Genomic DNA, 24,386 nt, shown 5'->3' with positions numbered 1-24,386 from the left:
CTGCTCGAAAGGAGAACCGTCGTGTGCGGAATCGCGGGATGGGTGGACTTCGTCCGTGATCTGACCACCCAGCGGGACACGGTGCGGGCGATGACCGCCGGCCTGCACCGGCGTGGCCCGGACGCGGAGGGCATGTGGGTCTCCCCGCACGCCGCCCTCGGTCATCGCCGGCTCGCCGTGCTGGACATCCCCGGCGGCCGGCAGCCGATGGTCGACCGCCGCGCCGGGGCCGAGATCGTCCTCAGTTACAGCGGCGAGGTCTACAACTACCGGGAGCTGCGGCGCCAGCTGTCCGCCCGGGGGCACAACTTCCGCACCTCCTCCGACACGGAGGTGGTGCTGCGCGGGTACCTGGAATGGGGGGCCGCGCTGGTCGACCACCTGCGGGGGATGTACGCGTTCGCAATCTGGGACGGGGGCCGCGAGGAACTCCTGCTGGTTCGGGACCGGCTCGGGGTGAAGCCGCTGTACTACCACCCGTACCCGGACGGGATCCTCTTCGGGTCGGAACCCAAGGCGGTCATGGCGAACCCCCGGTTCACCGCCCGGACCAGCGAGCAGGCGTTACCCGTGCTCTTCAACCCCCGGCTGGCCATGCCCGGGGAGACCCCGCTGGACGACCTGCGTCAGGTACGACCGGGGCACCTGGTGCGGGTGGACCGGAGCGGGGTGCACGAGACCCCGTACTGGCGGCTGGTGAGCCGGGAACACACCGATGACGAGGCGACCACGGTGGCCACGGTGCGGGACCTGCTGGCCGAGGTGGTTGGCCAGCAGATGGTGGCCGATGTGCCGCTGTGCGTCCTGCTCTCCGGCGGCCTGGACTCCACCGCCGTCACCGCGCTGGCGGCCCGACACCGCAGCGGCTCGCTGCGCTCGTTCTCGGTCGACTTCGCCGGTGCGGACGCGGAATTCCGGGCCACGCCGCTGCGCCCGGAGCAGGACACCCCGTACGCGCGCCTCGCCGCCCGGCACATCGGTACCGCCCACCAGGAGGTCGTGGTCGACCCGGCCGGCCTCGATGACCTGCTCCCCCGGGCGCTGGCCGCCCGCGACCTGCCCACCCTGGGCCAATTCGACGCGTCGATGTACCAGCTGTTCGGCGAGGTCCGCCGACACTCGACTGTCGCCCTGTCCGGGGAGGCCGCCGACGAGGTGTTCGGTGGGTACCCGTGGTTCTTCGACCACGACACGGTCTGGGGTGACACGTTTCCCTGGCTGGGCAACGGAATCCGGCTCACCGACCTGCTCGTGCCCGAGATCCGCGCCCGGATCCGCCCCGACGACGACGAGCGGGACCGGTACGCCACGCTGCTGCGCCAGGTGCCCCGGCTGGACGGGGAGTCCGGCCTGGAAGCGCGCATGCGCGCCGTGCTCCACCTCAGTCTCCAGGGCCCGCTGCTGTATCTGCTGGACCGCAAGGACCGGATGAGCATGGCGCACGGGCTGGAGGTACGGGTGCCGTTCTGCGACCATCGGCTGCTGGAGTACGTCTGGAACATCCCCTGGAAGATGAAGATCGCCGACGGGCGGGAGAAGAGCGTGCTGCGGGCGGCGGTCGCCGACCTGCTGCCGGCCGAGGTGCTGCGGCGACGCAAGAGCGCCTACCCCGCCACCTTCTCCGCCGAACACGGCAGCGCGGTGCGGACCCGCCTCGACCGGCTGCTGACCGACCCGGCCTCCCCCCTGCGCCCGATGCTGGACCCGGTCCGGGTGCGCGAGGTGGCCGGCGACACCGGCCCGATGATGACCGTCGCCGACAGCATGCACCTGCTGCTGCCGTTGTTGGAGGTGGACCGCTGGCTACGTGACTACCGCGTCCCGGTCCGGACATGACGGCAGCGGCGCTGGACCTGGTGGGCCGGGACTTCTGGGCCTGGCGCGGCGCGACCCAGCCGGATTCCTACGACGACATCGTCCGCCTGCCGCGGCCCGCGGGGTGGCTGCCGGACTGGTCCGCCGACGCGCTGGCCGACCGTCGCCGGGTACGGGACCGGCTGGCCCACCGGCTCGCCGCCCTCGACGTCACCGAGGAGCCCGTGCCGGTGCGCGTGGACGCCCGCTTCCTCGAGGCGGCGCTGGCCCGGGTGAGCTGGGAGCTCGAACAGCTGCGCGGTTGGGCCGAGAACCCCTGCTTCTACCTGGACCAGTGCCTCGTCCCGGTGCACAACGCGCTGCTGTCGGCAGGCCCGGCGACGGGCGAGACAGCGGCGCTGCTCGGCCATGTCCCGGTCGTCCTGGACCAGGCCAGGGCGAACCTGGCGGGCCGGGTCGCGGCGCCGTACGCCCGGGCCGCCGGGCCGCTGCTGCACCGGGCGGCCGGGGCCGTCCGGCACCTCCCGGCGGCGGCGCCGGCGACGCGCGCGTTGCTGGAGTTCGCCCGGTGGCTGGAACGCGGCGCGGCGAATCATGGGCCCCGCCGACCGCTCGGCGCCGACGGGTTCGGCTTCCTGCTACACCGGGTGGCCCTGTTGCCGTACCCGCTCGACGATCTGCGGATGATCGGCGAGCGGGCCGCGCACCGTTACCGGGCCGCCGAGGTGCGGCACCGGCGGCGGTACCGTGAGCACCGCCCGCCCCCGCCGTTCGCGGACGTGGTCGGGCAGATCGCGGCGCAGCGTGCCGCGGAGCGCTCGGTGTACCGGTTCTACCGGCGCCACGATCTGCTGCCTCCGATGGCGGACCTGCGCCGCCGGTACCGCAACGCGGCCATGCCGGCGGAGTTGGCGCCGCTCGCCTGGCTCGCGGTACCGCACCTGTTGCCGCACCGGCCGGACGAGGACGCGGTCCGCTACCTGGAACCTCCGGCGCGGGTCGGCTCCTTCTTCGCCGCCGCGGAGTGCCTCGATCCCCGGGTCGGCGTGGTGCACGAGGGAGTGCACGCCTACCAGGCGGCGCTGTCGGCGACCCGGGCGCGTCCGGTACGGCGGCACGTCATCGACTCGACACCGAACGAGGGCATCGCCTACTACAACGAGCAGCTGCTGCTCGACCGGGGCATGTTCGACGACGCGCCGCACAGTGCCGGATTCCTGAAGCGCGCCATGCGGCTGCGGGCGCTACGGGTGGGCGTGGACATCGGCCTGGCGCTCGGCGAGCTGACCATTCCCGCGGCCGCGAACCGGCTCGCGGACGAGGCGTCGCTGGACCCGGACACCGCCCGGGCCGAGGCGCTGTTCTTCGCCGGCAACCCGGGGCAGGCGCTCAGCTACGAGGTGGGCAAGGCGCAGCTCCTGTCGTTGCTGGACATCGCCTCGGCGGCCGACGACTTCCGGCTGGCCGCGTTCCACGACTGGCTGGTCAGCGACGGCAACACCCCGTTCGCGCTGCGCGCCTGGGAACGGTACGGCCACCGGCAGTGGCTGAACGCGGCGGACCGGCTGGCCGGGCGCCACCGGGACGGTTGAGCCGCGACACACCCACCTCTGGGGACGCTGATCCGGCGGTACGTCCGGATCGGACGTACCGCCGGATGCGTCACCAGTCCAGGCCGCCGTTGACCTCCAGCACGTGCCCGTTGACGTACGTGCTGTCGTCCCCGGCGAGGAAGGCGACCGCGCCGGCGACCTCCTCGCCGTTGCCGGCGCGCCCGAGCACCAGCTTGGCCTGCAACCGTTGCCACAGCGCCGGATTTGCCATCAGGTCGCGTCCCATGCCCTCGTCGATGAAGCCCGGCGAGACGGCGTTGACCAGGATGCCCCGCGGTCCCAGCTCCAACGCGCAGGTCCGGGTCAGCATCTCCAGCGCCGCCTTGGCCGCCGAGTACGCCGAGGCGCCCGCCGCCACCCGGGTGGCCAGCGCGGAGGAGATCGTGACAATCCGTCCCCGTGCCGCCTTTTCCAGGTACGGCACGGCCTCCTGGATGCAGATGAACGCGCCGGTGACGTTGACGTCGAGCACCTCACGCCAGGCCGTCGGCGACAGGGCGCTGACCGGTCCGGGTCGGGCCACGCCGGCATTGCAGACCAGCATGTCCAGACCACCGAACCGGTCGTGCACCGCGGCGAACAGCTCCCGCACCGACTCGGGGGCCGTCACGTCCACCCGGTGCAGGTACACGTCCGGCAGCTCGGCGCGGAGCCCGTCCCACGTCGTGTCGTCTCGGGCGGCACAGACCACCCGGGCGCCCTCGGCCCGCAGGCGCCGGGCCGTGGCCAGGCCCAGTCCCCGGGTTCCACCGGTGACGACGACGACGCGGTCGCTCAACCCGCTTCCCATCAGTCCACCGCGACGCACTCGACGATGCCGCTGGGTGAGTTCGTCCCGATGATCCGCTCCAGCCGGAAGCCGGCCGTGCCCACCAGCTTGTCGAACTCCGCGGCGGTGCGCTCGCGGCCACCATTAGCGATCATCATGTCCAGGTCGATGAACTTGCTGGGCGACGGCGTGTCGCCGGTCGGCACCACGGTGTCGACGATGAGCAGCCGCGACCCGGGCGTCATGGCGGCCCGGACGTTGCGCAGGATGACGCCGCTGTCGGCGTCGTCCCAGTCATGGATGACCCACTTGAGCAGGTACAGGTCACCACCGGTCGGCACGCTGTCGAAGAAGGAGCCCGCCTCGGTGCGGCAGCGGTCGGCGACGCCGGCCGCTTTCAGGTTGGCCGCCGCGCCGGCGATCACGCTGGGCGCGTCGAAGAGCACACCGCTGCCGTTCGGGTGGGACCGCAGCACGGCGGAGAGGAACGCGCCCTGACCGCCGCCGACGTCCACGATGACCCGGTACGGCGTGAAGTCGTACTGGGAGACGACCTCCGCAGCCACGGTACCGGTGAGTTCGGTCATGCTCTTGTTGAAGACCTGACCGTCCGCCTGGTTGTGCACGAAGAAGTATTCCCAGATCGACATGTTGTGCACGTGGTCGAAGGCGATCTCGCCGGTGCGGATCGAGTGCAGCAGGTCGCCCCAGGCCCGGTAGTGCCCGCCGCCGAGTTCCGTGACGGCGAACGCGTGCAGCGAATCCGGTGCGTCCTTGCGCAGGGTGGCACCCAGCGGGGTCAGCGTGAACGCGTTCTTGTCGTCCTCGGTGAGCAGTCCGACGCTGGCGACGGCGCGCAGTAACCGGTAGAGCGCCGGGGCCTGGGTGCCGGTCTTCCCGGCCAGTTGGTCGGCGGTCGCCGGAGAACCGTCCAGCAGGTCGGGGATCTCCAGGGCCGCGACCGCGTGGATCGCCCGGGACACCCAGAACCCGGCGATCATGCCGAACATCTGGTCGGCGGGACGGGGGGCTTCGGTCACGAGGCTTCTCCTGTGGGGTTGACGATCAGTAGCAGTTTTCCGGTGGAAGAACGTCCTTCGAGGTCCTGGTAGGCGCGGACGACCTCGTCCAGCGGGTACCGGCCGCCGATCCGGATCCGGACCTCGCCGGCGGCGACCGCCCGGAACACGGCCTCGGCCCGGCTGACCAGCCGGTGCGGCGGGTTGATGTGATGGACCAGGCTCGGCCGGGTCACGTACAGCGAGCCGATGTCGGTACGCCGCGCGACGGTGTTGCGTACCTCGCCGCCGTCCACGAGCCGGGTCAGATCGAACGGTGGCACGATGCCGCTCGGCTCACCGTAGAGAACCAGCACGCCACGGGCCCGCAGCGCGGCCAGGCTGGCGTCGAAGGTGCTGGCCCCCACACCGTCGTAGCTGGCCGCGACGCCGACGCCGTCGGTCAGCTTCCGGACCTCGGCGGCCAGTTGGTCGCAGGGCCCGTACCGCAGGACCTCGTCGGCACCGGCCGCCCGGGCGATCTCCTCCTTGGCGTCGGACGAGACGGTGGCGATCACCCGCCCGCCGCGCGCCTTGGCGAACTGGGTGACCATCGAGCCCGTCCCCCCGGCGGCGGCGTGCACCAGCACGGTGTCACCGGGCTGCACGGGATAGGTGTCGTGGGTCAGGTAGTGCCCGGTGAGTCCCTGGACCAGTGCGGCGCAGGCGGTGTCGAGACCCAGCTCCGCGGGGATCGCGAGCACCCGGCTCGCCTCGGCCACCGCGTACTCGGCATGCGCGCCTGCCACGTTGACCGCGCAGACCCGCTGCCCGACGGTGAAGCCGTCGACTCCGGCACCGACCGCGGCGACCGTCCCCGCGCACTCCACCCCCGCCACGTAGGGCAGGTCGCCGGACAGCCGGCCCACCCGCGCCCGGGCGTCGAGGAAGTTGATTCCGCTGACCGCCACCTTGATCAGCACCTGACCGGCACCCGCGATCGGCTCGGCCACCTCGGTGACCTCGAAAACCTCCGGCCCGCCGTACGCGGAAACCGTTACTGCACGCATTGTCCAGCCCTTCGCCAGGGGATGCGTCGTTTGTGGAAGGAATTCTTGCCGGCGGCGGTACAGCGTTCCTCGAGAGTCACTGGAGGGTCATCCCAGAATGGCCGGAGACCACCTGTCAATTGCACCACTGTGGACCTCTCGCGCGGTACAGTCATGTCTTCAAATTTTCACTGGGGGTCCCTGATGCCCGTTCCACTCCAACACACCCCGGAAAAGACCCGAGAACTGTTGCAGGAATGGATCCGGCAACGCACGGGCGACGCCGACGTCCTGGTCGGCGACGTGGAGATCCCTCGGGTCGGTGGATTTTCCAACGAGACGCTGTTCTTCACCCTTTCCGGTTCCCGGGTCGGACAGTTGGTGGCCCGGGTGGCGCCGACCGGCCACCAGGTCTACCCGGATCCGAACTTCCGCCAGCAGTACGAGGTGCAGCGCGCGCTGCACCTCGGTGGTGCGGTACGGGTCCCCCGCCCCCACTGGTACGAGGAGGATCCGCACTGGCTGGGCGCGCCCTTCTTCGTCATGGACCAGGTTTCCGGCCGTACCCCCGCCGACTTCCCGTCGTACCATCGCACCGGCTGGGTCGCGGACCTGACGCCGGCGGCCCGGAGCGAGCTCTGGTACGCCGCCGTCCGAGCCATGCACGACCTGCACCGGCTGGATCCCCGGCGGCTTCCGCTCGGCCCGGTTCCGCGTAGCGGCCTCGAGGCCGTGCACCGCACCCTGAGGCGGTACGCCGCCCGGGTGTCCTTCTTCGAGCCCGACTTTCCGGATCTGACCCGACGCACGCTCGACCGGCTCGACGCCATGTCGACCAGGCTCAGGCCCGTGGAGCCCGTGCCGCTGTGGGGCGACGCCCGGATCGGCAACATGGTCTTCGACGATCGCGGCGTCGCGGCCCTGCTCGACTTCGAGATGGCCGGCACGGGACCGGCCGAGATGGACCTGGCCTGGTTCCTGTACCTGGACCGCCATCTGAGCGAGGGCATCGGCGCCACCCGGTTGCCCGGCCTGCCCGACGCCGCCGAGACCGTTGCCCACTACCAGGAACTCGCCGGGCGCAGCGTCGTCGACCTGCGATTCTACGAGCTCCTCGCCGGCTTCCAGTTCTTTCTGATCACAGCCCGGGTGACCAGGCTGGCGATCGCGTCGGGGATCGTCACCTCGCGGTCCGATCTGCCGCTGCACGATAATGCCGCCCGTCTGCTCACCCGGGTCCTGACGGATTGCTGAACCCGATGCGCTCAGCCGCGGCGACTCATGGCACCCCTTTCCAACAGGTCCAGCGAACGCACGATGCCCGAGTGCGCCGGGGGCGGATTCAGCACCGGATCCCCGGTCAGCACGGCCTGATGCAACTGCTGGATGCGGCTGGACGGCTCGATGCCGAGTTCCCCGATCAGTGCCTCGCGGAACTGCCGGTACGTCTGCAACGCCTCGGCCTGCCGGCCGGACCGGCAGAGCGCCACCATGAGTTGGGCGCAGAGATTCTCGTGCGTCCGGAACTGGCTGACCAGACCGGAGAGCTCGCTGATCAACTCGTGGTGCAGTCCGAGCGCCAACTCTGCCTCGATCCGCTGCTCGAGGACGCTGAAGCGGAGTTCCTCCAGGCGGGGCAGGTGGGTGGCGATGATGGGTCCGGCCTGCACGTCGACCAGGACCGGTCCGCGCCAGTAGCCGAGCGCCTCCCGCAACAGCCCCGCGCCGAGCGCGTAGTCCCCGTCGGCGATGAGCCCTCCGCCCTCGGCGACACGGTCCTTGAACCTCAGCAGGTCCACCTCCTCGCGCCCGGCCACGAGCTGGTAGCCGTGATGACGGGTCAGCAGCATGTCGGTGCCGTCCATTCCGGGAATCTGCCGCAGCATGCGTCGAATCTGCAGGATGTAGGTCTGCAGTGTGGAGACGGCGCTACGCGGTGGACGACTCGCCCACAGTTCCTCGATGCACATGGTCGTGGAAACGACCTGATTTGCATTCAACGCGAACAGCGCCAGCAGTTGCCGTGGTTTTGGTGCAGTTGGTAGGTAAGGTACGCCGAAGTCATCTCCGACGAGCAGCGGGCCAAGAATTTCGATTCTCATCGTCCCCCCAGAACGCAAGATCCGAATTGGCGTCGCGTGAATGAAACTGCCTGGTGCACCAATGCAATGACATCCGTGCCGCGCCGTTTCGCAGGGCCGCCCCCGACCTCGGTGTCGACAGGTCCGGATGGATACGTCGACCGACTCCGCCCCCCAGGCCCTGATCCGGAGCCGTCCACCGTTCAGGCGGCGGCCTCCGATGGGTGGAGTGACCGACCTAGATCCGTTAACCCCGCTAGTTATGGGACAGCAAATCACGAAGCAAGTGGCAGGGCAACCCTCCACTTTGTACCCGTATGCCTGCCATGGCGCGAACCCGCAGCTCTCGGCGCCGCCACCACCGACGTGACAAGAAGGACGTACCCGGAAGCAGCCAGTTATTGAACAACACGACCAGGGCGACCCGGCACCGGGTCACCGACCGGCGCCGGGGACGGCCGGTACGGGCCAGGCGTCGTACCGGCGACCGAAATAGGTAAGCGGCGGCCGGTCGTACACCTGGCAGCGCAGTGCGCGGCCCAGGATGATCTGGTGGTCGCCCCCGTCGAGGACGTCGTGCACCCGACATTCGGCACTGGCGGCACTGTCCTCCACCAGCACCGGCGCGTCACCGGTGGGCCCGGAGGCGTGCACCGTCAGACCGGCGAACTTGTCGTCGCCCCCGGTGGCGAACCGACGGGAGATCTCACCGCGGCCGGCCGCCAGGAAGTTGACGACGAAGGCGCCCCGCTCGCGCACCGCCGTCAGGGTGCGGGACCGGTGGTCGAGGCAGACCAGCAGCAGCGGCGGGGACAACGACACCGCGCTGACCGCGTTGCAGGTCATGCCGCGGGCCACCCCGTCCGAGCCGACTGCGGAAACCACGCTGACGACCGACGGCAGGGATCCGAAGAGCCTGCGGAGCTGGTTTCCACCGTCCTGCACGACCGCCACCCTTCTGCCGGGAAAGCTGGACCGTCCCACGATCACCCGGGTCGCTGGAGGAAGACTGGAGCTGCGGTCGGACCGGTCACCCGTCGGCGAGGGTGCCCTTCTCCCGGCGGAGCCGCACCGTCTCGCCGAGCGGTGTGCCGGCGAGGTACGCCTCGAAGAACGCCCGCACCGACGGCAGATCCATCCCGGCGAGTTGACCCTCCAGCCACGCCCGGTAGATCCCCTTCCGCTCGCGTACCCGCTCGACGAGCGCACGGCCGTGCGCGGTGGCGACCAACTCCACCTGCCGCCGGTCGTGCTCGGCGGGTCGGCGCGCGACCAGTCCGGCGCTGACCATCCGGTCGACGAGCCGGCTCGGATGGCCACCCTCCGCCACCAGCAGGCCGCCCAGCTCGCGCAGCGACATCGGCCCCCACCGGTCGAGGAGCTGCAGGGCCTCCGCCTGGCTGGCGGTGATCCCGACCTCGCGCAGCAGATCGTTGAGCCGGCGGTCCGACTCCCTCGTCGCGGCCCGCAACAACAGGCCGATCTCTTCCAGACGATCCATCACGCACTCCTCGGCGACGAATTCCGTGCTATAACACTAGGTGCTACAGCACCTATCTTTCTATCGGGAGGCGCAATGTCTCGATCTGTCCCCGAACTCTCCGGCAACGTCGTCATCACCGGCGCGAACAGCGTAACCGGACGCGAACTGCTGCGGCGCTTGCAGGGTGGCCCGGCACGCACCACCGCCCTGGTCCGGACGCCCACCGAGCTGCCCGCTCACCGGGTCATCCCGAACTGGACCGAGGAGCCGGCGGCGCTCGACGCGATCGCCGGCGCCGACGCCGTGATCCACCTCAGCGGCGTCTTCGCCGCCCCGGACTGGAAGGCGTACGAGGAGGGGACGGTGACCACTACCCGGCGGGTGGTACAGGCGCTCGCCGGCCGGGACACCCGGCTGGTCTACTTCTCCTACGTCGACGCCGCGCCGGACGCCGACAACTGGTACGTCCGGGCCAAGGGCCTGGCCGAGCAGGAGCTGCGGGCCGCGACGAACGCCGTGGTCTTCCGCATCCACCCCATCGTCCGCGGGGGTGCGAGCCCGGCACCGTTCGAGCTCATGCTGCGCCAGCGAGGTCCCGGAGTCCCGGTTCGGGTCTACGGCGACGGCACTCAGCGGTCCCGCCCGGTCGCCCTGGCCGACGTGGTGACCGCGGCCGTGGCCGCCGCCGCGGGTGCGGGCCGGCCCGGCACCTTCGACCTGGGCAGTCCGGACGAGCTGTCGGTGCTGGAGATGGTGCAGCTGGTGAACGGCGCGGCCGTGCCCGTCGAGAAGGTGTCGCCGGAGGCCGCGGCGGCCGTGCCCGGCCCGCCGCCCACCGTCGTCGACCTGCTGGCGAACCTCACTCCGGCGCGTGACGTGCAGGGCACCGCGGACGCGTTCGGGTTCGACCTCACCCCGGTCAGCACGATCTGGCCGCTGTCGGCGGGCCACTGAGACGTACGGGTGCCGCCGCTCCCCCGCTCGGCGGCACCCGTACCCGCCCTCCACCGACTCTCCACCGCCCCTGCGGCGCCCGCTGCGACCGTGACGTCGGCAGAGCAATCCGAGCCGAGAGCGGTGATCGCCCGTGGTGGTTTTCGTGAACAAGCTGACCGTGGTCGGCCCCACCGACCAGCTGGAGGAACTCTACGCCCGGATCGGCGCCTTCATGAGCGCCCAGCCGGGCATCCTCCGATACCAGCTCGTGCGGTCGACCAAGGCCGCCGACGTGTACTTCAACATCGCCGAGTGGGAGACCGCGGAGGACTTCAAGCGGGCCCTGGCGACCGAGGAGTTCCGCGACCTGTACGCCGACCTCAAGCCCCTGATCCGCGGCGACGCCCACCTGTCCGAGGTGGTGCAGACCGGCACCGCGGCCGTCGGCTGAACCGGCGGTGGACAGCGAACTGCGCCCACTCGCCCCGGGGGTGTACGCCTACCTCCAACCACCCGGCGGCTGGTGCGTCAGCAACGCCGGTCTGCTCACCGGGGCCGGGTCCGCCGCGCTGATCGACACCACCGCCACCGAGTCACGGGCCCGGCGACTGTACGACACGGCGGTCGCCACGGCCGGCCGGTCGCCCGGCATCGTGGTCAACACCCACCACCACGGCGACCACACGTTCGGCAACTTCGTGTTCGCCGGAGAGGCGACGGTGATCGCCCACGAGGCCGCCCGCACGGAGATGGCCGACAAGGGGACGGGCCTGCGGCGGGTGTGGCCGGACGTCGGGTGGGGCGAGATCAGTGTCGCGCTGCCCGACCTCACCTTCACCGAGCGGCTCAGCCTGCACATCGGTGATCTACACGCCGAACTGCGGTACGTCGGACCGGCGCACACCAGCAACGACGTCGTGGTGTGGCTTCCGGAGCACGGCGTGCTCTTCGCCGGCGACGTACTGATGGCCGGGGCGACGCCGTTCGTCCTGATGGGTTCGCTGTCCGGATCGCTGCAGGCCGTCGCCGCCCTGCGCCGGCTGCCCGGCCTGCACACCGTCGTGTGCGGGCACGGACCGGTCTGCGGCCCGGAGGTGCTGGACGTGACGGAGGGGTACCTGACCTGGCTGGCCGCGGTCGCGGCCGACGGCGTCCGGCGCGGATGGAACCCACTGGAGGCGGCCCGCCGGGCCGACCTCGGTGAGTTCGCCACGCTGACCGAGCCGGAACGGCTGGTCGCGAACCTGCACCGGGCGTACGCCGAGGAGCGTGGCGCACCGCGCGGGATCCACCTGCCCAGCGCGCCCGCCTTCGACGAGATGGTCGCCTACAACGGGGGACGCCCGCTGACCTGCCGGGCCTGAACGACAGCGGTAACGGCCCGCCGGAACGCCGCCGGATCCCCGGCGAAGACCCCCTCCTCCCGTGGATGGTTGACCACCACGTCGGTGAAGCCCAGGGCGGCGCACCTGCCGACCACCTCCACGAACCGGTCCACCGAGGCGTACGGCTCGGTGACCAGCCGACTCAGGTTGACCAGCCGGCCGATCGAGGCGGGTGACCGCCCCCCGTCCGCGCAGGCCCGTTCCAGGGCGTCGACCTGCCGTTCCAACAGTGCCCAGGCCTCGGCGTCCGGCCGGGCTCCCGGCTGACCGGCCTCGCCGATGGTGACCCAGGTCTGCGCGTACCGGGCGGCGAGGGCGAGACCCCGAGGGCCGCCCGCCGCGATGGCGAACGGAACCCTCGGGTGTTGCACGCAGCCGGGTACCAGGTGGGCGTCCACGGCCCGGTAACGCTCCCCCTCGTACGTCGTCCGTGGCTGCCGGAGCAGCCGGTCGGAGATGGTGACGAACTCCTCGAACCGGCGCGTTCGGCGGACTTCGGGCGGAGCACCGACCGCCGCCTCGTCGGTGCCCGCCGCCCCCGCGCCGATACCGTAGACGAACCGGCCGCCGGAGATCTGGTCCACCGTCATGACCTGGTGTGCCGTCGGCACGGGATGGCGGAAGTTCGGCGAGGCCACCAGCGTCCCGAGACGCAACCGGCGGGTGACCGCGGCGACCGCCGTCAGGGTGGTGAAGGAGTCGTACCAGGGCCGGCCGCGCAGCGTCCGCCAGGACAGGTGGTCATAGGTCCAGCCGTGGGCGAACCCCAGGTCCTCGGCCTCCCGCCAGATCTGCCGGGTCCGCGGCCAGTCGTACTCGGGCAGCACCACCACGCCGAGCCGCGGCGGAACGGCCCCGTCAGCCGACGCCATCGTGGGCGACCATCCGATACCGCACCAGCCACCCCTCGTCCGTGCGGACCAGTTCGTCCTCGCACATCGTGCTCAGGTACACCTCCGCCCGGCCACCCCAGGGCGTCTGGTAGACCACCGCGTAGTAGCGGGTACGAACCAGGTCCGGTCCGTCCGGCCGGGCCGCCAGCATGCCGAACCAGTGCCGTCGTACCAACCCGCTCGCGGCGACCCGGGCCAGGCCGACGGTCATCCGCTCAGTGATCTGCGCACGACCCCGCCACGGCTCCGGCTTGACGTTCTGCGCGAACACCCCGTCCTCGGTGAACGTGCCGGCCCAGGCCGCGGCCGCGCCGTCGTCGAGCAGTTGCATCTGCGTCGCGTAGAACTGCTGGATCTGGTGGTACCGCTCGGCGTCGAGAAGCGCCGGCGAGTTGCTGGTCGGAGTCGTCGTCGACACGCCGCTCACCGCCCCACCCGCGCCGCGCCGGACCGCTCGGCGAACGCCTTCGCGAGTTCCAACGTCGCCATGCTGTTGCCGCTGAGCGCGGATCTGACGAAGGACTTGGCATCCTCGACGGTCGCGCCGTCGCCCAGCACGGTGGCGACCGCCCCGGGCTCGATCACGATGGAGTGTGCCGAGGTCACCGCCACGCCACCGTCCTGCTGCTCGAAGGTCCACCGTCCCAGGTGCGCGCGCAGCAGTGCCGGCAGCACGCTCTGCTTGTAGATGATCGTCCGGTCCGACTCGCAGAGCCGGACCGAGCGGGTGGTGTGCAGGGCACCGTCCTTCGTCCGGGTGTCCATCTCCAGCACCTGCACGTCCGGGGTCTCCTCGGTCAGCCGTACCCGGGCGACGTGCGGCAGCCGTTCCGCCCAGCGGTCCGCGTCGCGGATGAACGCGTACGCGTCCGCCGCCGTACCGTTGACGTGCACGGTGTCGGCGAAGGTCTCGGTGAGCGCGGTGATGCCCCCGCCCGGTGATTCGGCCGCCTTCCGCAGCGCGGCCAGCTCCGCTTCGCTGTTGCGGGCCACCGCCTCCTCGATCCAGCGGACCTGCTCCGGATCGTCGTCGATCGCGCGGAAATCGTGCAGCAGCCGGACCCGGGTACGATCGAGGCCGAGCGGTTCGAGCAGCCAGCTGCCGCCCATGGCGGCGACCGGCGGCGCCGAGACCTCCTGGCGGAACTCGATCCGATGCGCGTGCCGATCGCGCAGCCGCCGCGAGGTCCAGGTTTTGACCTGACCGTTGGCGGTGGCGCAGAGGCGGAGCCGCTCGTGCGGGCCGTCCTGTTCCAGGATCTCCACCCGCAGCGTCGGCGGGAAGATCAGTGGCCAGGCGGTGACCCGTTCGACCAATCCGTAGATCACGTCAGCGGCCGCCGCCACGACGACCTCGTGCTCCGTGGTGTGCGTGTTGTCGCTGGACATGGCTGCTCCTTCGCTCAGTAGTTGCCCAGACCGCCACAGACGTTGATCGCCTGGGCCGTGACCGGTGCGGCCGCGTCGCACACCAGGTAGCCGACCAGTCCGGCCACCTCCTCCGGGGTGGAGTAGCGGCCCAGTGGGATCTTGGCCTGGAACCGCTCCAGGACCTCCTCCTCTGTGGTCTTCCAGGCCGCCGCGTACCCCTGGCGGACCCGGTGCGCCATGGGCGTCTCCACGTAACCGGGGCAGACCGCGTTGACGGTGATCCCGGTCTTGGCCAGTTCGAGTCCCAGCGCCTTGGTGAAGCCCACGACCCCGTGCTTCGAGGCGGAGTACGGCGCACCGAGCACCACACCCTGCTTGCCGCCGGTGGAGGCGATGTTGATGATCCGCCCGGTGCTGAGCGTCCGCATACGGCCGGTCGTGAGCACCGCCTGGGTGACCCGGAACACGCTGTTCAGATTGGTGTCGATGACGTCGAGCCAGAGTTCCTCGGGCACCTCGGCAGTGACGCCACCGCCGCTACGACCCGCGTTGTTGACCAGGATTCCGATCGGGCCGTACCGTTCGACGGCGGCCTCGACCAACCGTCGTACGTCCTCGGTGGAGCGCACGTCCGCGGTCACGCCGTCGACGTCGAGGCCGTCGGCCCGCAGGTCCTTGAGGACCAGCGCGAGATCGTCCGCGGTACGCGCGCAGATGAAGACGCGGTGCCCGGCCCGGGCCAGCTGCCGGCTGACGGCCAGGCCGATGCCGCTTGTCGCGCCGGTGACCAGTGCGACCATGGACCCGGACGTCTGCTGCTCGATGGTCATATCTCCTCCGAGGCGGTGTGGCTGGTCAGTAACGCGCCAGGACGGCGTCGACCAGTGCGGTGTCGTAGCGGCCCTGGTGGAACCGCGGACTGTCCAGTACGGCGGCGAGGAATTCGGTGGTGGTCCGCACGCCCGGCCCGTCGACGCGGAACTCGCCAAGCGCACGCAGCATGCGGGCCACGGCGGTCTCCCGGTCGGGCCCCCAGGTCATCAGCTTGGCCAGCAACGAGTCGTAGCTGGCCGGCACGCGGTAGCCCGGGTAGCCGTGGGTGTCCACCCGGACGTGCTGGCCGCCGGCCGGCCGGAAGACCCGCACCGTCCCCGGGGTGGGGGCCGCCGACGATCGCCGGGCAGTCGCCGGTCAGCCGGTCGCCGTGCAGCTCCTCGAAATCGTCGAACGCCGCCGCGATCACGTCCAGCGTGGTGGGTCGGTGCAGGTCACGCGCCCGTTGCACCGCCCACGCGTCGGCCTCCTCGCCGTCCGGCCCGATCGCCCGCTCCGCCACCGGCCGCGATTCCGCGCTCCCGGCCGACCCGTCTGCGCCGGCCGGCCCTATCCGCCGCGAGCCGTGCGCCAACAGCCGGCCGAGGGTCCCGCGCAACTGGCGGCGATCCCGGATGGCGTCCACGAAACCCGCCTTGAGGATCTTGGCCATCTGGAACAGCGCGAAGGCACCCTCCTGCATCCGCGCGCCCCCGGAGGCGGTCACGATGAGCAGCGGCGTACGGGTCCGCAGCGCCTCCTCCGCCGCAGCGGTGATCAATTCGCCGACATCCACGCCCAAGCTGCCGCCCAGGAAGCGGAAGTCCATCGCCGCCACGACCACCGGGTTGCCCTGGACGGCGCCCCGCGCGCAGACGACCGCCTCCGACAGCCCGGTCCGACGGCGAGCTTCGGCGAGTCGCTCCGGGTACGGCCGGGAGTCCACGAAGCCCAGCGGGTCGGCGCCGGCCCCGGCGGTCGTGAGCGCGACCGCCGAGCCGTCGTCGAGCAACTGCGCCAACCGTTGCGGCGCGGTCACGTGCTGGTGCCGATCACAGTCCGGGCACACACCGAGATTGCGCGCCAGGCGCCGGCCGTAGACCAGGTCCGGCACCCACCGCACCGAACCCAGTCACTCATGCCGCGCCCGCCAGCTGGGCGTTGACCAGGGCGACCACGTCCCGTGGGCGGGCGAAGCCGGTGACCGCGTCGTCGGCCAGCCGGGTGCCGTACTCCTGCTGGATCCGGGAGGTCACCTCCAGGATGGCTATCGAGTCGTAGCCCAGGTTCTCGAAGGTGATGTCGGCGACGTCCCCGTCGATGTCGGCGGCCTCCGTGTCGCCAGCCGCGTCGCGCAGGATCCGGCGCAGGTCGTCGAGGGTCATTTCCTGGACAGCCATGGCTGTTCTCCTTCTGTGATCAGGTGTCGGCCGGTGCGCCGACAACCAGGGCCGAGTTGAATCCGCCGTAACCGCGGGCCAGCACCAGCGCCGTCCGGAGCGGCATCCGGCGGGGTCGGTCAGTGACCAGGTCGAGGGCCAGGTTCGCGGCCAACTCACCGACGTGCACCGTCGGCGGCACCACACCGTCCCGGATCGCCAGCAGCGCGGTGGCCACGTCCAGCGCCGCCGCGCCGGAGCTGAGCCGGCCCACCATGGTCTTCGGAGCGGTGACCGGAACCGCGGCCGGGCCGAAGACCGCGCTGATCGCCTCGGCCTCCTCGGCGTCGAGCTGCGGGACCGCTGCGGCGTCCGCAAACACCACGTCGATCTCTACCGCGGCACGCCCGGCGTCGGCCAGCGCCAACTCGATGGCCCGCCGCAGTGCGGGCGGCCGGCCGGAACCGGGCCGGGGGTCGAACGTGGAGCCGTAACCGAGGATCCGGCCGTACGGCCGCACACCCCGGGCCGCGGCCAGTCCGGCGTCCTCCAGGATCAGCAGCGCCCCGCCCTCCCCCGGCACGTGCCCGGCGGCGTCCCGGTCGAACGGCAGGTACGCCCGCCGTGGATCGTCGCTGACGCTGATCCGCCCGGAGGCGAGTTGGGCCACCCATCCCCAGGGGCAGAGGGAGCTGTCGACGCCGCCGGTGACGACCTGACCGGTCCCCTTGCGGAGCTGGCGGCGTGCCTGCGCGATCGCGTCGAGCCCGCCCGCCTGTTCGGTGACGATCACCCCGGAGGGCCCACGTGCCTGGTGCCGGATGGAGATCTGGCCGGTGTTCACCGCGTAGAACCACGCGAACGACTGGTAGGCACTGACGAAGGCGCCGCCCTTGCTCCACAGCTTGCCCAGCTCGCGCTGGCCGAACTCGAATCCGCCGGAGGAGCTGGCAGTGATCACCCCGACGCCGAACTCCGGCTGTCCGGCCACGTCCAGCCGGGCATCCGCCAGGGCGTGCTCGGCAACGTAGAGGGCGAGCTGCGTCATCCGGTCGGTCTGCGGCAGCAACCGACTGGGCAGATGCGCGGCCGGGTCGAACCCGGGCACCTCGCCCGCCAACCGGGCGGGATACCGGTCCGGGTCGAACCGGGTCAGCCGGCTGATGCCGCTGGTCCCGGCGAGCGCGGCCGCCCAGTACGACTCGGTGGTCAGGCCCGTCGCGGCGACCACGCCTAGCCCCGTCACGACCGGAGCCCCGCGCGTGCCCGGGGCCGCCGACCCGTCCCGCGCATCCGGCGCGTACCGGCCGGTCGGCGCGACCGGGGCCGTCATGCGGCGGCGCTCGTCGGCGAGGCGAGCACCATCGCGCTCTGAAAACCGCCGAATCCGCTGCCGACGCTGAGCACTACGTCGGTCCGCTGCTCACGCGCGTGCAGCGGTACGTAGTCCAGGTCGCACAGGGGATCCGGCTCGTGCAGGTTCGCCGTCGGCGGAATCACCCCTCGGTCGATCGCCAACGCGCAGGCCGCGACCTCCAGGGCGCCGATGGCACCCAACGAGTGCCCGATCATCGACTTGATCGAGCTCACCGGCACCCGGTACGCGTGCGGGCCGAGGCTGTGTTTGAACGCCGCCGTCTCGTGGATGTCGTTCTGCCTGGTACCGGAGCCGTGCGCGTTGACGTAGTCGACCTCGGTCGGGTCCGTCGTCGCCTCGTCGAGGGCGACCCGGATCGCCTCGGCCATCTCCCGCCCGTCGGGACGCAGCCCGGTCATGTGGAACGCGTTGGACCGGGTGGCGAAACCGGCGATCTCGGCATAGACCTTCGCGCCCCGACGGCGGGCATGCTGGTACTCCTCCACCACGAAGACCGCGCATCCCTCACCGAGGACGAAACCGTCTCGGCTGCGGTCGAAGGGCCGCGACGCGTGCTCGGCGTCGTCGTTGCGCGCGGTGGTCGCCTTGATCGCGTCGAAGCAGGCGACGGTGATGGGCGAGATCGGCGCGTCGGTGGCGCCGGCGATCACCACGTCGGCCGTACCCTCTCGGATCAGTTCACGGGCATGACCGACGGCGTCGAGACCGGAGGTGCAGCCGGTGGAGATCACCGCGGCCGGTCCCTCCGCACCGGTGGCCCAGGCCACTTCGGCGGCGAACGAACTCGGGACGAAGTAGTCGTACAGATGGGGCGTGCCGTACCGGTGGTCGACCAGCCAGTTCCGGCCCGAGTCGCTGACGATGGAGTATTCGGTGTCCAAACTCCGGGTCGCGCCCACCGCGCTGCCGATGGAAACCCCGATCCGGTACGGGTCCAGGGCGGCCACCGGGAGCCCGCTGTCCTCCACCGCTTCCCGGGCGCTTACCACCGCCAACTGCGCAGCGCGATCCATCCGGCGCAATTCCTGCGGGGTCAACCCGTGCGCGGCGCCGTCGAAGTCGCATTCGGCAGCGACCCGGGACCGGAACGACGACGCGTCGAAGCAGGTGATGCCGCGGGTCGCGGTCCGGCCGGCGGTCAGCAGATCCCAGAACTCCTTGACACCAGTACCGCCGGGAGCGACCACACCGATGCCGGTGATGAGCGCTCTTCTCTCGTCTGTCGATGTCACGAACGTCCCCGCTCTGTCCAATCTGATCGATGGATCAAGGGTGGCCGCGGGACCTGGAGTACCAACACAGCCGAATTCGACGGCAGACGGAGGCTCGATCGAGCGGCGCTCCAGGAGTGGCGCCGACCGGGGACGGGGGCCCGTACAGGGATGAGCCGGACCGCCGCGGGCGGTCCGGCTCATCAGGGACGGTGCGAATCAGTTGACGGTGAAGAGCACGATCTGACCCATCGCCGCGTGCGACTCGTACGGCGGGTAGGGACTGTGCACGAAGCAGATCGCCGCGTACTGCCCGGGGGGCAGGTCCAGGTAGAACCAGCCGGTGCCGCCGGTGGGCAGGGCGCCGAACCCGCCGGCGGCGGTGAACGGCTTCGGGCCCGTCTCCGTCATCGCCCAGTCCAGCACGTCGTCGCGGGTGACACCGGGCGCGAGCCGGATGAACCCGACCTCGTGCGGAACCTTCGGATCAGTCACGGTGAACTGGTAGACGCCGTGGCCGTCCAGCGTGCTGGGCAGGGTGTAGGTCATGTCATGCGCGGTGATCATGCCCTTCACCAGGCCGGCGGGCAGAGTGACCGACGGCGCGCCGTCGTCGACGACAGTCAGCGGCGTGTACATACCCTTCACCACCTCGGGCACGGCGTTCTCGTCCTGCGCGTACGACAGGACCAGGTACTGGCCGGCGGTGAGCGACTGCACGGTGACCTGGGACTTCCCCGGCCGCACGACGTTGGCGCCACCGGAGTAGACCAGCAGCGCGTTCGCGGCACCCAGCCCGCTGTTGGTGAGGGTGTCCACGTACTGCTGGACGGTCACACCGGGCTTGAGCTTCATCAGCAACGCCTCGTGGTCGACGGTGCCGGCGTTCCGCAGGTCGAGGGCGACGAGACCGGACGAGACAGTGCTGCGCCCGAGTCGCAGCGCGTCGTCGCGAGCGACGACCGACAGCACCCGGCTGGCAGGGTAGGACGGGATGGTGGATGCGGCGGTTCGCGCCGCCGGCAGTCCGGCGGCGGCGGCCGGGGGCGCGACGGTGAGTGCCGTGACGATCGCACCCGCAGCAAGCGCGCCGAGGCGGCGTCGAGAGAGTTTGGACATCCTGGTTCCTGTTCTGCAGTGGTGCTCGGGAGCTTCGGTCCTGCCAAGCCTCACTACGGGGGCGGTGAGGACCACTGGACGCCTGGTGGAGACTGGCTCGACAGTGGTTTGTGTTCCTGGCCGAAGTGTGTTTCGATCCCCGTCGAGGCCATCGCACGGCCATCGAAGGTTGTGACTGCAGTGCCAAACGACGCGATGAATAATTCCTCAATGCTGCGGCTCGACGCCCGACGCAACCGGGAAAAGATCCTCCTCGCCGCTCGACTCGCCTTCCTCGAGTCGGGCCCGGACGCGTCCCTGGAGGAGATCGCCCGCCGGGCCTCGGTCGGCATCGCCACCCTCTATCGACGGTTCCCCACCCGCGAGGCCCTCATCCGCGAGGTCGTCGTGCTGACCAAGCAGGAGTTACTCGCCGAGGCGCGGCAGGCGCAGGCCGACCAGCCGCGGGCGTGGGACGCGCTGGCCCAGTTCCTGCGGCGGGTCGCCATCCGGCGGCTCGGCTCCCTGCTGCCGGTCCTGGGTGGTCGCGTCGAACCGGACCAGGTGTTCTACGACGTGCGCGACGCCCTGATCGCCACGGTGCGGGATCTGATCGAACGCGCCCAGGCCGACGGTGACCTACGCTCCGACGTCGGGTTCGGCGACGTCCAGGTCATGACGAATCTGTTGTCCCGGGGGGTGCAGGCGCCACCCGGACCGGTGAGCGACCGGTTGACCGCGCGCTACACCGAGCTGTTCCTGGCCGCCCTGCGGGCGCGCCCGGATCTGCCCGCGCTGCCCGGCGAGTCGTTGGCGAACGGCGATCTGGAGCATTACCTGGCACACCTCGACACGGCCCCCGACAAGGCCGGTTGACCGGCGCTCGAGCCAGCGTCGACCGCCGCTGGACGGCGCGCTCCGAGGCTGGTGGCACCAAGCCGCCAGCACCGGGAGTGCACATGCAGTTCGGCATCAATCTGTTTCCCACCGTGACCCCGGCCGAGAAACCGGCCGCGCAGCACTTCGACGAGGCGCTGCGCCTCGCCGCGTTGGCCGATGAACTCGGCTTCCATCACGTCAAGACGGTCGAGCACTACTTCACGCCCTACGGTGGGTACAGCCCCGACCCGGTCACCTTCCTCGCCGCGGCGGCGGCCCGGACCCGGCGGATCCGCCTGGTCACCGGCGCGGTCATCCCCGCGTTCAGTCATCCCATCAAGCTCGCCGGCAAGCTGGCGATGCTTGACAACATCTCGCACGGCCGGCTCGACATCGGCTTCGGCAGGGCGTTCCTGCCACCGGAGTTCGAGGCGTTCCAGGTCGCCATGGACGAGAGCCGCGACCGGTTCGACGAGGGTGTGGAGGCCTGCCGCCGACTCTGGGCGGAGCAGGAGGTCGTGTGGCAGGGCCGGTTCCACCAGTTCGGCCCGGTGACGATGCTGCCCCGGCCGTACCAGCAGCCACATCCGCCGATCCTCGTCGCCACGGCCACCACCCCCGTCTCCTGTGAGGCCGCCGGCCGGGCCGGCTACGGACTGATGATGGTCCCGTCGATCAACAAGCCGGAGAAGCTGCAGGAGATGTTGGAGTTGTACCGCAAGAGCCGTCAAGCCGCGGGGCACGACCCGAACACCGGCGACATCCACTTCAGCTACAACTGCTATCTGGCCACCGACGCCACGACGGCGTACCGGAATGGTCGGCGGTACTCGGAGCACACGCACCAGAAGCTGGTGGACGCGGTGGCCGAGTGGAGCCGCACGCGCAGCGCCGACTACCCCGGCTACGAGAACATCGTGCAGCGGGTCAGGAGCAGCGATTTCGACAAGTCGCTCGCCGAGGACAAGGTGCTCGTCGGCACCCCCGAGGAAGTCACCGCGCGGCTGTCGCGCATCAGGGACCTGTACGGCGACATCACCGTCTCCCTTCAGGTGATCTCCGGGAACATGCCGTACGAGGAATCGGCCGAGACGATGCGGCTGTTCGCGGACGCCGTACTGCCGCGATTCCCGCAGCCGGCACCGGCGGACGACGCGACGAGCACTGCCGAACGGCGGTAGCGGGCGCGGATCCGGTCGACGGGCGTGGGGCCAGCCGCGCGGCGTGACCTGCGCGCCGCCGGCTTCCCGAAAAATGGATCGGTGAACCGGGGAGCTGCGAAGGAGTTTCGTCCACAGTGACGTGAAAGCGGCATGCAAGCGGGCGACGCTAGCTTGGGTCGTCCCGTCATCGCCGGCGTCGGGGCGCGGCATGGCCGAGAGGGGGGTCTCGGCCATGCCGCTCACGGGGCAGTGGGCCACGCCCGCGTTGTCGACAAGCATCATGACCGGCTGGTCGGCGACCGAGGCGACAACCTGGTCGATGCCGTCGCGTGTCGCCAGGTCGGCGAATCAAGGCCGTGACCCGCGTTTCCGCTGGTCACGGCCTTGATTGTGTTGTGCGCCCGAAGGGACTCGAACCCCTAACCTTCTGATCCGTAGATCTTGCAGAGAGTGGCGAAGTCCGCTGGCGTCCAGCCGCGCCCGAGCCAATCCGGCCGCGTCCCCGCAGGTCCGGCATCACATCGACCGAAGCGGATCATTGACGCCCCCGGCAGACCGGCGGAATCCATCCCGGTCCCGGAACGTCCGTGTCAGTTCTCCGACGTCCGAGCACCCACCGAGCAACCGCCGCAAGGCGGACCGACGCAGCGCCGGGCAGCAACGACCGGACCACCATCGGCAAAATCGTCCATCCGTTCGTACCGGTCTGCGCCGGCACGTGCGAGCCCCACCGTACGGTCGGGTCAGGAGGTGGAGCGATGGTGAGGGCAGGCGGCGCGCCTGCTGGTTCAGGGTACGCGGACCAGCGGCACTACGTCGTACCCACGAGTCTGGCCGACCTGCGTGGTCCGGTCAGCGGCGTGGTGACGCTCGACCGACGTCTCGACTGGTCCGGCGACGCCACGTATCACCTGGACGACCCCGGAGATTTCCAGGTGATGTACCAGACGGTGCTGAACCAGGCCGCCCACGATCAGCAAATACACCTCGGCCGAGGTGACACCCTTGAGACAGACCTCACGGCTCGGCAACGTCTGGGCAGTGAAGTCCTCGAAGCGCACCGGTGTATGCCCGAGCGCCGAGATCAAGCCCGGAAGTGCGTCGCGCTCCTCCTCGAGCTCCCGGCGAACACTGCTGATGAAGACCCTCATGTACTCATTCTCCCCCGCGCCCGCCGTCCCTCGGCGACGGCATCGCTGCACACGCAGCTCGATGGTCGATGTGAATACGGCCGTGTGGCATGCTGCCGACACCGCGCAGGTCAGGTGCTCGCAGGCTCGCTCGTAGGCCAGTCTGGACACCGCGCCGCCCCGCAGCCGACAGCGGCTTATGCCCGCTGGGCCGCGAGTCGCATAGCCCATCGATCGGCGGCAGCCTCGGCTGGTCCGAAGCTGGTGTCGGTCGATCCGGAGCCCATGATCATGTGCACGGATCTGCCGCGATCCGCGCGCAACTGCCGATGAGGGCGTTGACTCCAAGTACGAAGGCGACTCGTGAGGAACGGAATCGCCGCGCACGTCTGCTTTGGCGCGAGCTCCGCGCAGCGGCCCCACCGCCCCGACAGAAGGCGCTTGTGGCGGCGCCTCAGTCCGACTTCACGACCGAGGAAATAGGGCCCTGCGAATGTCGGCGAGTGGGACGACCAGGTAAATTGCGAGGGCGAGGAACAGGAGAGTGGCAGCGATCGTGAACACTCCGTCGCTGAATGCCTCCATCCGTGAGGAGCACTCGGCTGGGAGTGTTGATGGCGGGTTGATTTGGCGGAATCCGCCGCTGTAGCGTTTCTTTTCTACCCGGAAAGGCACGCGCGTGGAGGCCCAACAGCCGTCAACCATGGGCCTCGTGGCGTGCTCGGGCTCTCTTCACGCTGGCAGCGCCGTGAGGAAGTTCGGCGTCCGCAAGAACGAAGCCGGCAACCCGACGCATCAGCGGTTCCAGTGCGTGCCCGTACGACCGGCCAGCGCGGCCGATGACGACACGCGGTGGAACCTGCACGTCTTCCACGTCCCGCCGTCCCAACGTGCTGACCGGCAGCGATTGGCCGGGGGGGGGGGGGGGGGGGGTGTTTGTCT

Annotated in this window: 24 protein-coding genes and 1 pseudogene; 8 read left to right on the top strand and 17 right to left on the bottom strand. The window is 70.6% G+C overall.

Going from position 1 to position 24,386, the window contains the following annotated elements:
• Window positions 1-21 precede the first annotated feature (21 nt).
• On the top strand, window positions 22-1,836 hold the full coding sequence (asnB, locus tag ACFOX0_RS30270; protein WP_377552404.1) for an asparagine synthase (glutamine-hydrolyzing): 1,815 nt from the start codon (window positions 22-24) through the stop codon (window positions 1,834-1,836).
• Entirely contained in the window at window positions 1,833-3,407 is a 1,575-nt protein-coding gene (locus ACFOX0_RS30265) for a DUF885 family protein (RefSeq protein ID WP_377552402.1), read from the top strand. The genes asnB and ACFOX0_RS30265 overlap by 4 nt, the downstream gene beginning before the upstream one ends.
• Window positions 3,408-3,477: 70 nt before the next feature.
• Here the strand turns inward: ACFOX0_RS30265 and ACFOX0_RS30260 are convergent, their stop codons facing one another.
• Genes ACFOX0_RS30260 through ACFOX0_RS30250 form a run of 3 tightly spaced genes read right to left on the bottom strand, consistent with a single transcriptional unit; the run spans window position 3,478 to window position 6,265 of the window.
• Window positions 3,478-4,218: an SDR family NAD(P)-dependent oxidoreductase gene (locus ACFOX0_RS30260; RefSeq protein ID WP_377552400.1), complete on the bottom strand. Its 741-nt coding sequence runs from the start codon at window positions 4,216-4,218 to the stop codon at window positions 3,478-3,480.
• A complete protein-coding gene (locus ACFOX0_RS30255) occupies window positions 4,218-5,237 on the bottom strand; it encodes a methyltransferase (protein ID WP_377552398.1) in 1,020 nt (339 codons plus the stop codon). The genes ACFOX0_RS30260 and ACFOX0_RS30255 overlap by 1 nt, the downstream gene beginning before the upstream one ends.
• On the bottom strand, window positions 5,234-6,265 hold the full coding sequence (locus ACFOX0_RS30250; RefSeq protein WP_377552396.1) for a quinone oxidoreductase family protein: 1,032 nt from the start codon (window positions 6,263-6,265) through the stop codon (window positions 5,234-5,236). The genes ACFOX0_RS30255 and ACFOX0_RS30250 overlap by 4 nt, the downstream gene beginning before the upstream one ends.
• Window positions 6,266-6,448: 183 nt before the next feature.
• Between ACFOX0_RS30250 and ACFOX0_RS30245 the strand changes: the two genes are divergently transcribed.
• Window positions 6,449-7,498 carry a phosphotransferase family protein gene (locus ACFOX0_RS30245; RefSeq protein ID WP_377552395.1) on the top strand — a complete coding sequence of 350 codons (1,050 nt, stop codon included), beginning with the start codon at window positions 6,449-6,451 and terminating at the stop codon, window positions 7,496-7,498.
• Between the two features lie 11 nt (window positions 7,499-7,509).
• Here the strand turns inward: ACFOX0_RS30245 and ACFOX0_RS30240 are convergent, their stop codons facing one another.
• From ACFOX0_RS30240 to ACFOX0_RS30230, 3 genes are all read right to left on the bottom strand, one after another.
• The gene (locus ACFOX0_RS30240; RefSeq protein WP_377552393.1) at window positions 7,510-8,346 is read right to left on the bottom strand and encodes an AfsR/SARP family transcriptional regulator; all 837 of its coding nucleotides are present in this window, start codon (window positions 8,344-8,346) and stop codon (window positions 7,510-7,512) included.
• A gap of 414 nt (window positions 8,347-8,760) precedes the next feature.
• Window positions 8,761-9,270, bottom strand: coding sequence for a flavin reductase family protein (locus ACFOX0_RS30235; protein WP_377552392.1), 510 nt, complete (start codon window positions 9,268-9,270; stop codon window positions 8,761-8,763).
• A gap of 85 nt (window positions 9,271-9,355) precedes the next feature.
• Window positions 9,356-9,826, bottom strand: coding sequence for a MarR family winged helix-turn-helix transcriptional regulator (locus ACFOX0_RS30230; RefSeq protein WP_377552390.1), 471 nt, complete (start codon window positions 9,824-9,826; stop codon window positions 9,356-9,358).
• A 75-nt stretch (window positions 9,827-9,901) separates the two neighbouring features.
• On the opposite strand from ACFOX0_RS30230, the gene ACFOX0_RS30225 reads away from it, so the two are divergent.
• The 3 genes from ACFOX0_RS30225 (at window position 9,902) to ACFOX0_RS30215 (ending at window position 12,108) form a co-directional block, all read left to right on the top strand.
• Entirely contained in the window at window positions 9,902-10,762 is an 861-nt protein-coding gene (locus ACFOX0_RS30225) for an NAD-dependent epimerase/dehydratase family protein (protein ID WP_377552388.1), read from the top strand.
• 133 nt (window positions 10,763-10,895) lie between these two features.
• Window positions 10,896-11,195: an antibiotic biosynthesis monooxygenase family protein gene (locus tag ACFOX0_RS30220; protein ID WP_377552386.1), complete on the top strand. Its 300-nt coding sequence runs from the start codon at window positions 10,896-10,898 to the stop codon at window positions 11,193-11,195.
• Between the two features lie 7 nt (window positions 11,196-11,202).
• Window positions 11,203-12,108 carry an MBL fold metallo-hydrolase gene (locus ACFOX0_RS30215; protein ID WP_377552384.1) on the top strand — a complete coding sequence of 302 codons (906 nt, stop codon included), beginning with the start codon at window positions 11,203-11,205 and terminating at the stop codon, window positions 12,106-12,108.
• On the opposite strand, the gene ACFOX0_RS30210 is transcribed toward ACFOX0_RS30215, so the two are convergent.
• The 10 genes and pseudogenes from ACFOX0_RS30210 to ACFOX0_RS30165 all read right to left on the bottom strand — a co-directional run bounded on the left by ACFOX0_RS30210 (window position 12,072) and on the right by ACFOX0_RS30165 (window position 20,293).
• Entirely contained in the window at window positions 12,072-13,001 is a 930-nt protein-coding gene (locus tag ACFOX0_RS30210) for an LLM class flavin-dependent oxidoreductase (protein WP_377552382.1), read from the bottom strand. The genes ACFOX0_RS30215 and ACFOX0_RS30210 overlap by 37 nt on opposite strands.
• The gene (locus tag ACFOX0_RS30205) at window positions 12,988-13,440 is read right to left on the bottom strand and encodes a nuclear transport factor 2 family protein (protein ID WP_377552380.1); all 453 of its coding nucleotides are present in this window, start codon (window positions 13,438-13,440) and stop codon (window positions 12,988-12,990) included. Before ACFOX0_RS30205 ends, ACFOX0_RS30210 begins: the two co-directional genes overlap by 14 nt.
• A 5-nt stretch (window positions 13,441-13,445) precedes the next feature.
• On the bottom strand, window positions 13,446-14,411 hold the full coding sequence (locus ACFOX0_RS30200; RefSeq protein ID WP_377552378.1) for an aromatase/cyclase: 966 nt from the start codon (window positions 14,409-14,411) through the stop codon (window positions 13,446-13,448).
• A 14-nt stretch (window positions 14,412-14,425) separates the two neighbouring features.
• Window positions 14,426-15,223 (bottom strand): 3-oxoacyl-ACP reductase FabG, encoded by a 798-nt coding sequence (fabG, locus tag ACFOX0_RS30195; protein WP_377552376.1) that lies wholly within the window; start codon window positions 15,221-15,223, stop codon window positions 14,426-14,428.
• A 25-nt stretch (window positions 15,224-15,248) separates the two neighbouring features.
• Window positions 15,249-15,539, bottom strand: coding sequence for a hypothetical protein (locus ACFOX0_RS30190; protein WP_377552374.1), 291 nt, complete (start codon window positions 15,537-15,539; stop codon window positions 15,249-15,251).
• 76 nt (window positions 15,540-15,615) lie between these two features.
• A pseudogene (locus ACFOX0_RS30185) lies at window positions 15,616-16,152 on the bottom strand (carboxyl transferase domain-containing protein); the annotation flags it as partial.
• Window positions 16,153-16,342: 190 nt separating this feature from the next.
• Window positions 16,343-16,606 (bottom strand): acyl carrier protein, encoded by a 264-nt coding sequence (locus tag ACFOX0_RS30180; protein WP_377552372.1) that lies wholly within the window; start codon window positions 16,604-16,606, stop codon window positions 16,343-16,345.
• A gap of 19 nt (window positions 16,607-16,625) precedes the next feature.
• On the bottom strand, window positions 16,626-17,816 hold the full coding sequence (locus ACFOX0_RS30175) for a ketosynthase chain-length factor (protein ID WP_377552370.1): 1,191 nt from the start codon (window positions 17,814-17,816) through the stop codon (window positions 16,626-16,628).
• Window positions 17,817-17,914: 98 nt separating this feature from the next.
• The gene (locus tag ACFOX0_RS30170; RefSeq protein WP_377552368.1) at window positions 17,915-19,195 is read right to left on the bottom strand and encodes a beta-ketoacyl-[acyl-carrier-protein] synthase family protein; all 1,281 of its coding nucleotides are present in this window, start codon (window positions 19,193-19,195) and stop codon (window positions 17,915-17,917) included.
• Between the two features lie 198 nt (window positions 19,196-19,393).
• Window positions 19,394-20,293 carry a hypothetical protein gene (locus tag ACFOX0_RS30165; protein WP_377552366.1) on the bottom strand — a complete coding sequence of 300 codons (900 nt, stop codon included), beginning with the start codon at window positions 20,291-20,293 and terminating at the stop codon, window positions 19,394-19,396.
• 210 nt (window positions 20,294-20,503) lie between these two features.
• Here ACFOX0_RS30165 and ACFOX0_RS30160 point away from each other — a divergent pair, with 210 nt between their 5' ends.
• Both ACFOX0_RS30160 and ACFOX0_RS30155 read left to right on the top strand, forming a co-directional pair.
• A complete protein-coding gene (locus ACFOX0_RS30160) occupies window positions 20,504-21,148 on the top strand; it encodes a TetR/AcrR family transcriptional regulator (RefSeq protein WP_377552364.1) in 645 nt (214 codons plus the stop codon).
• An 83-nt stretch (window positions 21,149-21,231) separates the two neighbouring features.
• Window positions 21,232-22,332, top strand: coding sequence for an LLM class flavin-dependent oxidoreductase (locus ACFOX0_RS30155; protein WP_377552362.1), 1,101 nt, complete (start codon window positions 21,232-21,234; stop codon window positions 22,330-22,332).
• A 770-nt stretch (window positions 22,333-23,102) separates the two neighbouring features.
• Here the strand turns inward: ACFOX0_RS30155 and ACFOX0_RS30150 are convergent.
• Window positions 23,103-23,465, bottom strand: a complete 363-nt coding sequence (locus ACFOX0_RS30150) for a DUF4062 domain-containing protein (protein ID WP_377552360.1) — start codon at window positions 23,463-23,465, stop codon at window positions 23,103-23,105.
• Window positions 23,466-24,386 lie beyond the last annotated feature (921 nt).

Source organism: Micromonospora zhanjiangensis (assembly GCF_042650605.1).
GTDB classification, from domain to species: domain Bacteria; phylum Actinomycetota; class Actinomycetes; order Mycobacteriales; family Micromonosporaceae; genus Micromonospora_J; species Micromonospora_J zhanjiangensis.
Note: the sequence above shows the minus strand (reverse complement) of the source record. Positions and strands in the feature narration are given on the sequence as shown.

Coding starts and splice junctions, on each gene's coding strand:
- ACFOX0_RS30265 (WP_377552402.1), top strand. CDS start 1,833: ATGACGGCAGCGGCGCTGGACCTGGTGGGCCGGGACTTCTGGGCCTGG.
- ACFOX0_RS30260 (WP_377552400.1), bottom strand. CDS start 4,218: ATGGGAAGCGGGTTGAGCGACCGCGTCGTCGTCGTCACCGGTGGAACC.
- ACFOX0_RS30250 (WP_377552396.1), bottom strand. CDS start 6,265: ATGCGTGCAGTAACGGTTTCCGCGTACGGCGGGCCGGAGGTTTTCGAG.
- ACFOX0_RS30245 (WP_377552395.1), top strand. CDS start 6,449: ATGCCCGTTCCACTCCAACACACCCCGGAAAAGACCCGAGAACTGTTG.
- ACFOX0_RS30240 (WP_377552393.1), bottom strand. CDS start 8,346: ATGAGAATCGAAATTCTTGGCCCGCTGCTCGTCGGAGATGACTTCGGC.
- ACFOX0_RS30230 (WP_377552390.1), bottom strand. CDS start 9,826: ATGGATCGTCTGGAAGAGATCGGCCTGTTGTTGCGGGCCGCGACGAGG.
- ACFOX0_RS30225 (WP_377552388.1), top strand. CDS start 9,902: ATGTCTCGATCTGTCCCCGAACTCTCCGGCAACGTCGTCATCACCGGC.
- ACFOX0_RS30210 (WP_377552382.1), bottom strand. CDS start 13,001: ATGGCGTCGGCTGACGGGGCCGTTCCGCCGCGGCTCGGCGTGGTGGTG.
- ACFOX0_RS30200 (WP_377552378.1), bottom strand. CDS start 14,411: ATGTCCAGCGACAACACGCACACCACGGAGCACGAGGTCGTCGTGGCG.
- fabG (WP_377552376.1), bottom strand. CDS start 15,223: ATGACCATCGAGCAGCAGACGTCCGGGTCCATGGTCGCACTGGTCACC.
- ACFOX0_RS30180 (WP_377552372.1), bottom strand. CDS start 16,606: ATGGCTGTCCAGGAAATGACCCTCGACGACCTGCGCCGGATCCTGCGC.
- ACFOX0_RS30165 (WP_377552366.1), bottom strand. CDS start 20,293: ATGTCCAAACTCTCTCGACGCCGCCTCGGCGCGCTTGCTGCGGGTGCG.
- ACFOX0_RS30160 (WP_377552364.1), top strand. CDS start 20,504: ATGCTGCGGCTCGACGCCCGACGCAACCGGGAAAAGATCCTCCTCGCC.
- ACFOX0_RS30155 (WP_377552362.1), top strand. CDS start 21,232: ATGCAGTTCGGCATCAATCTGTTTCCCACCGTGACCCCGGCCGAGAAA.
- ACFOX0_RS30150 (WP_377552360.1), bottom strand. CDS start 23,465: ATGAGGGTCTTCATCAGCAGTGTTCGCCGGGAGCTCGAGGAGGAGCGC.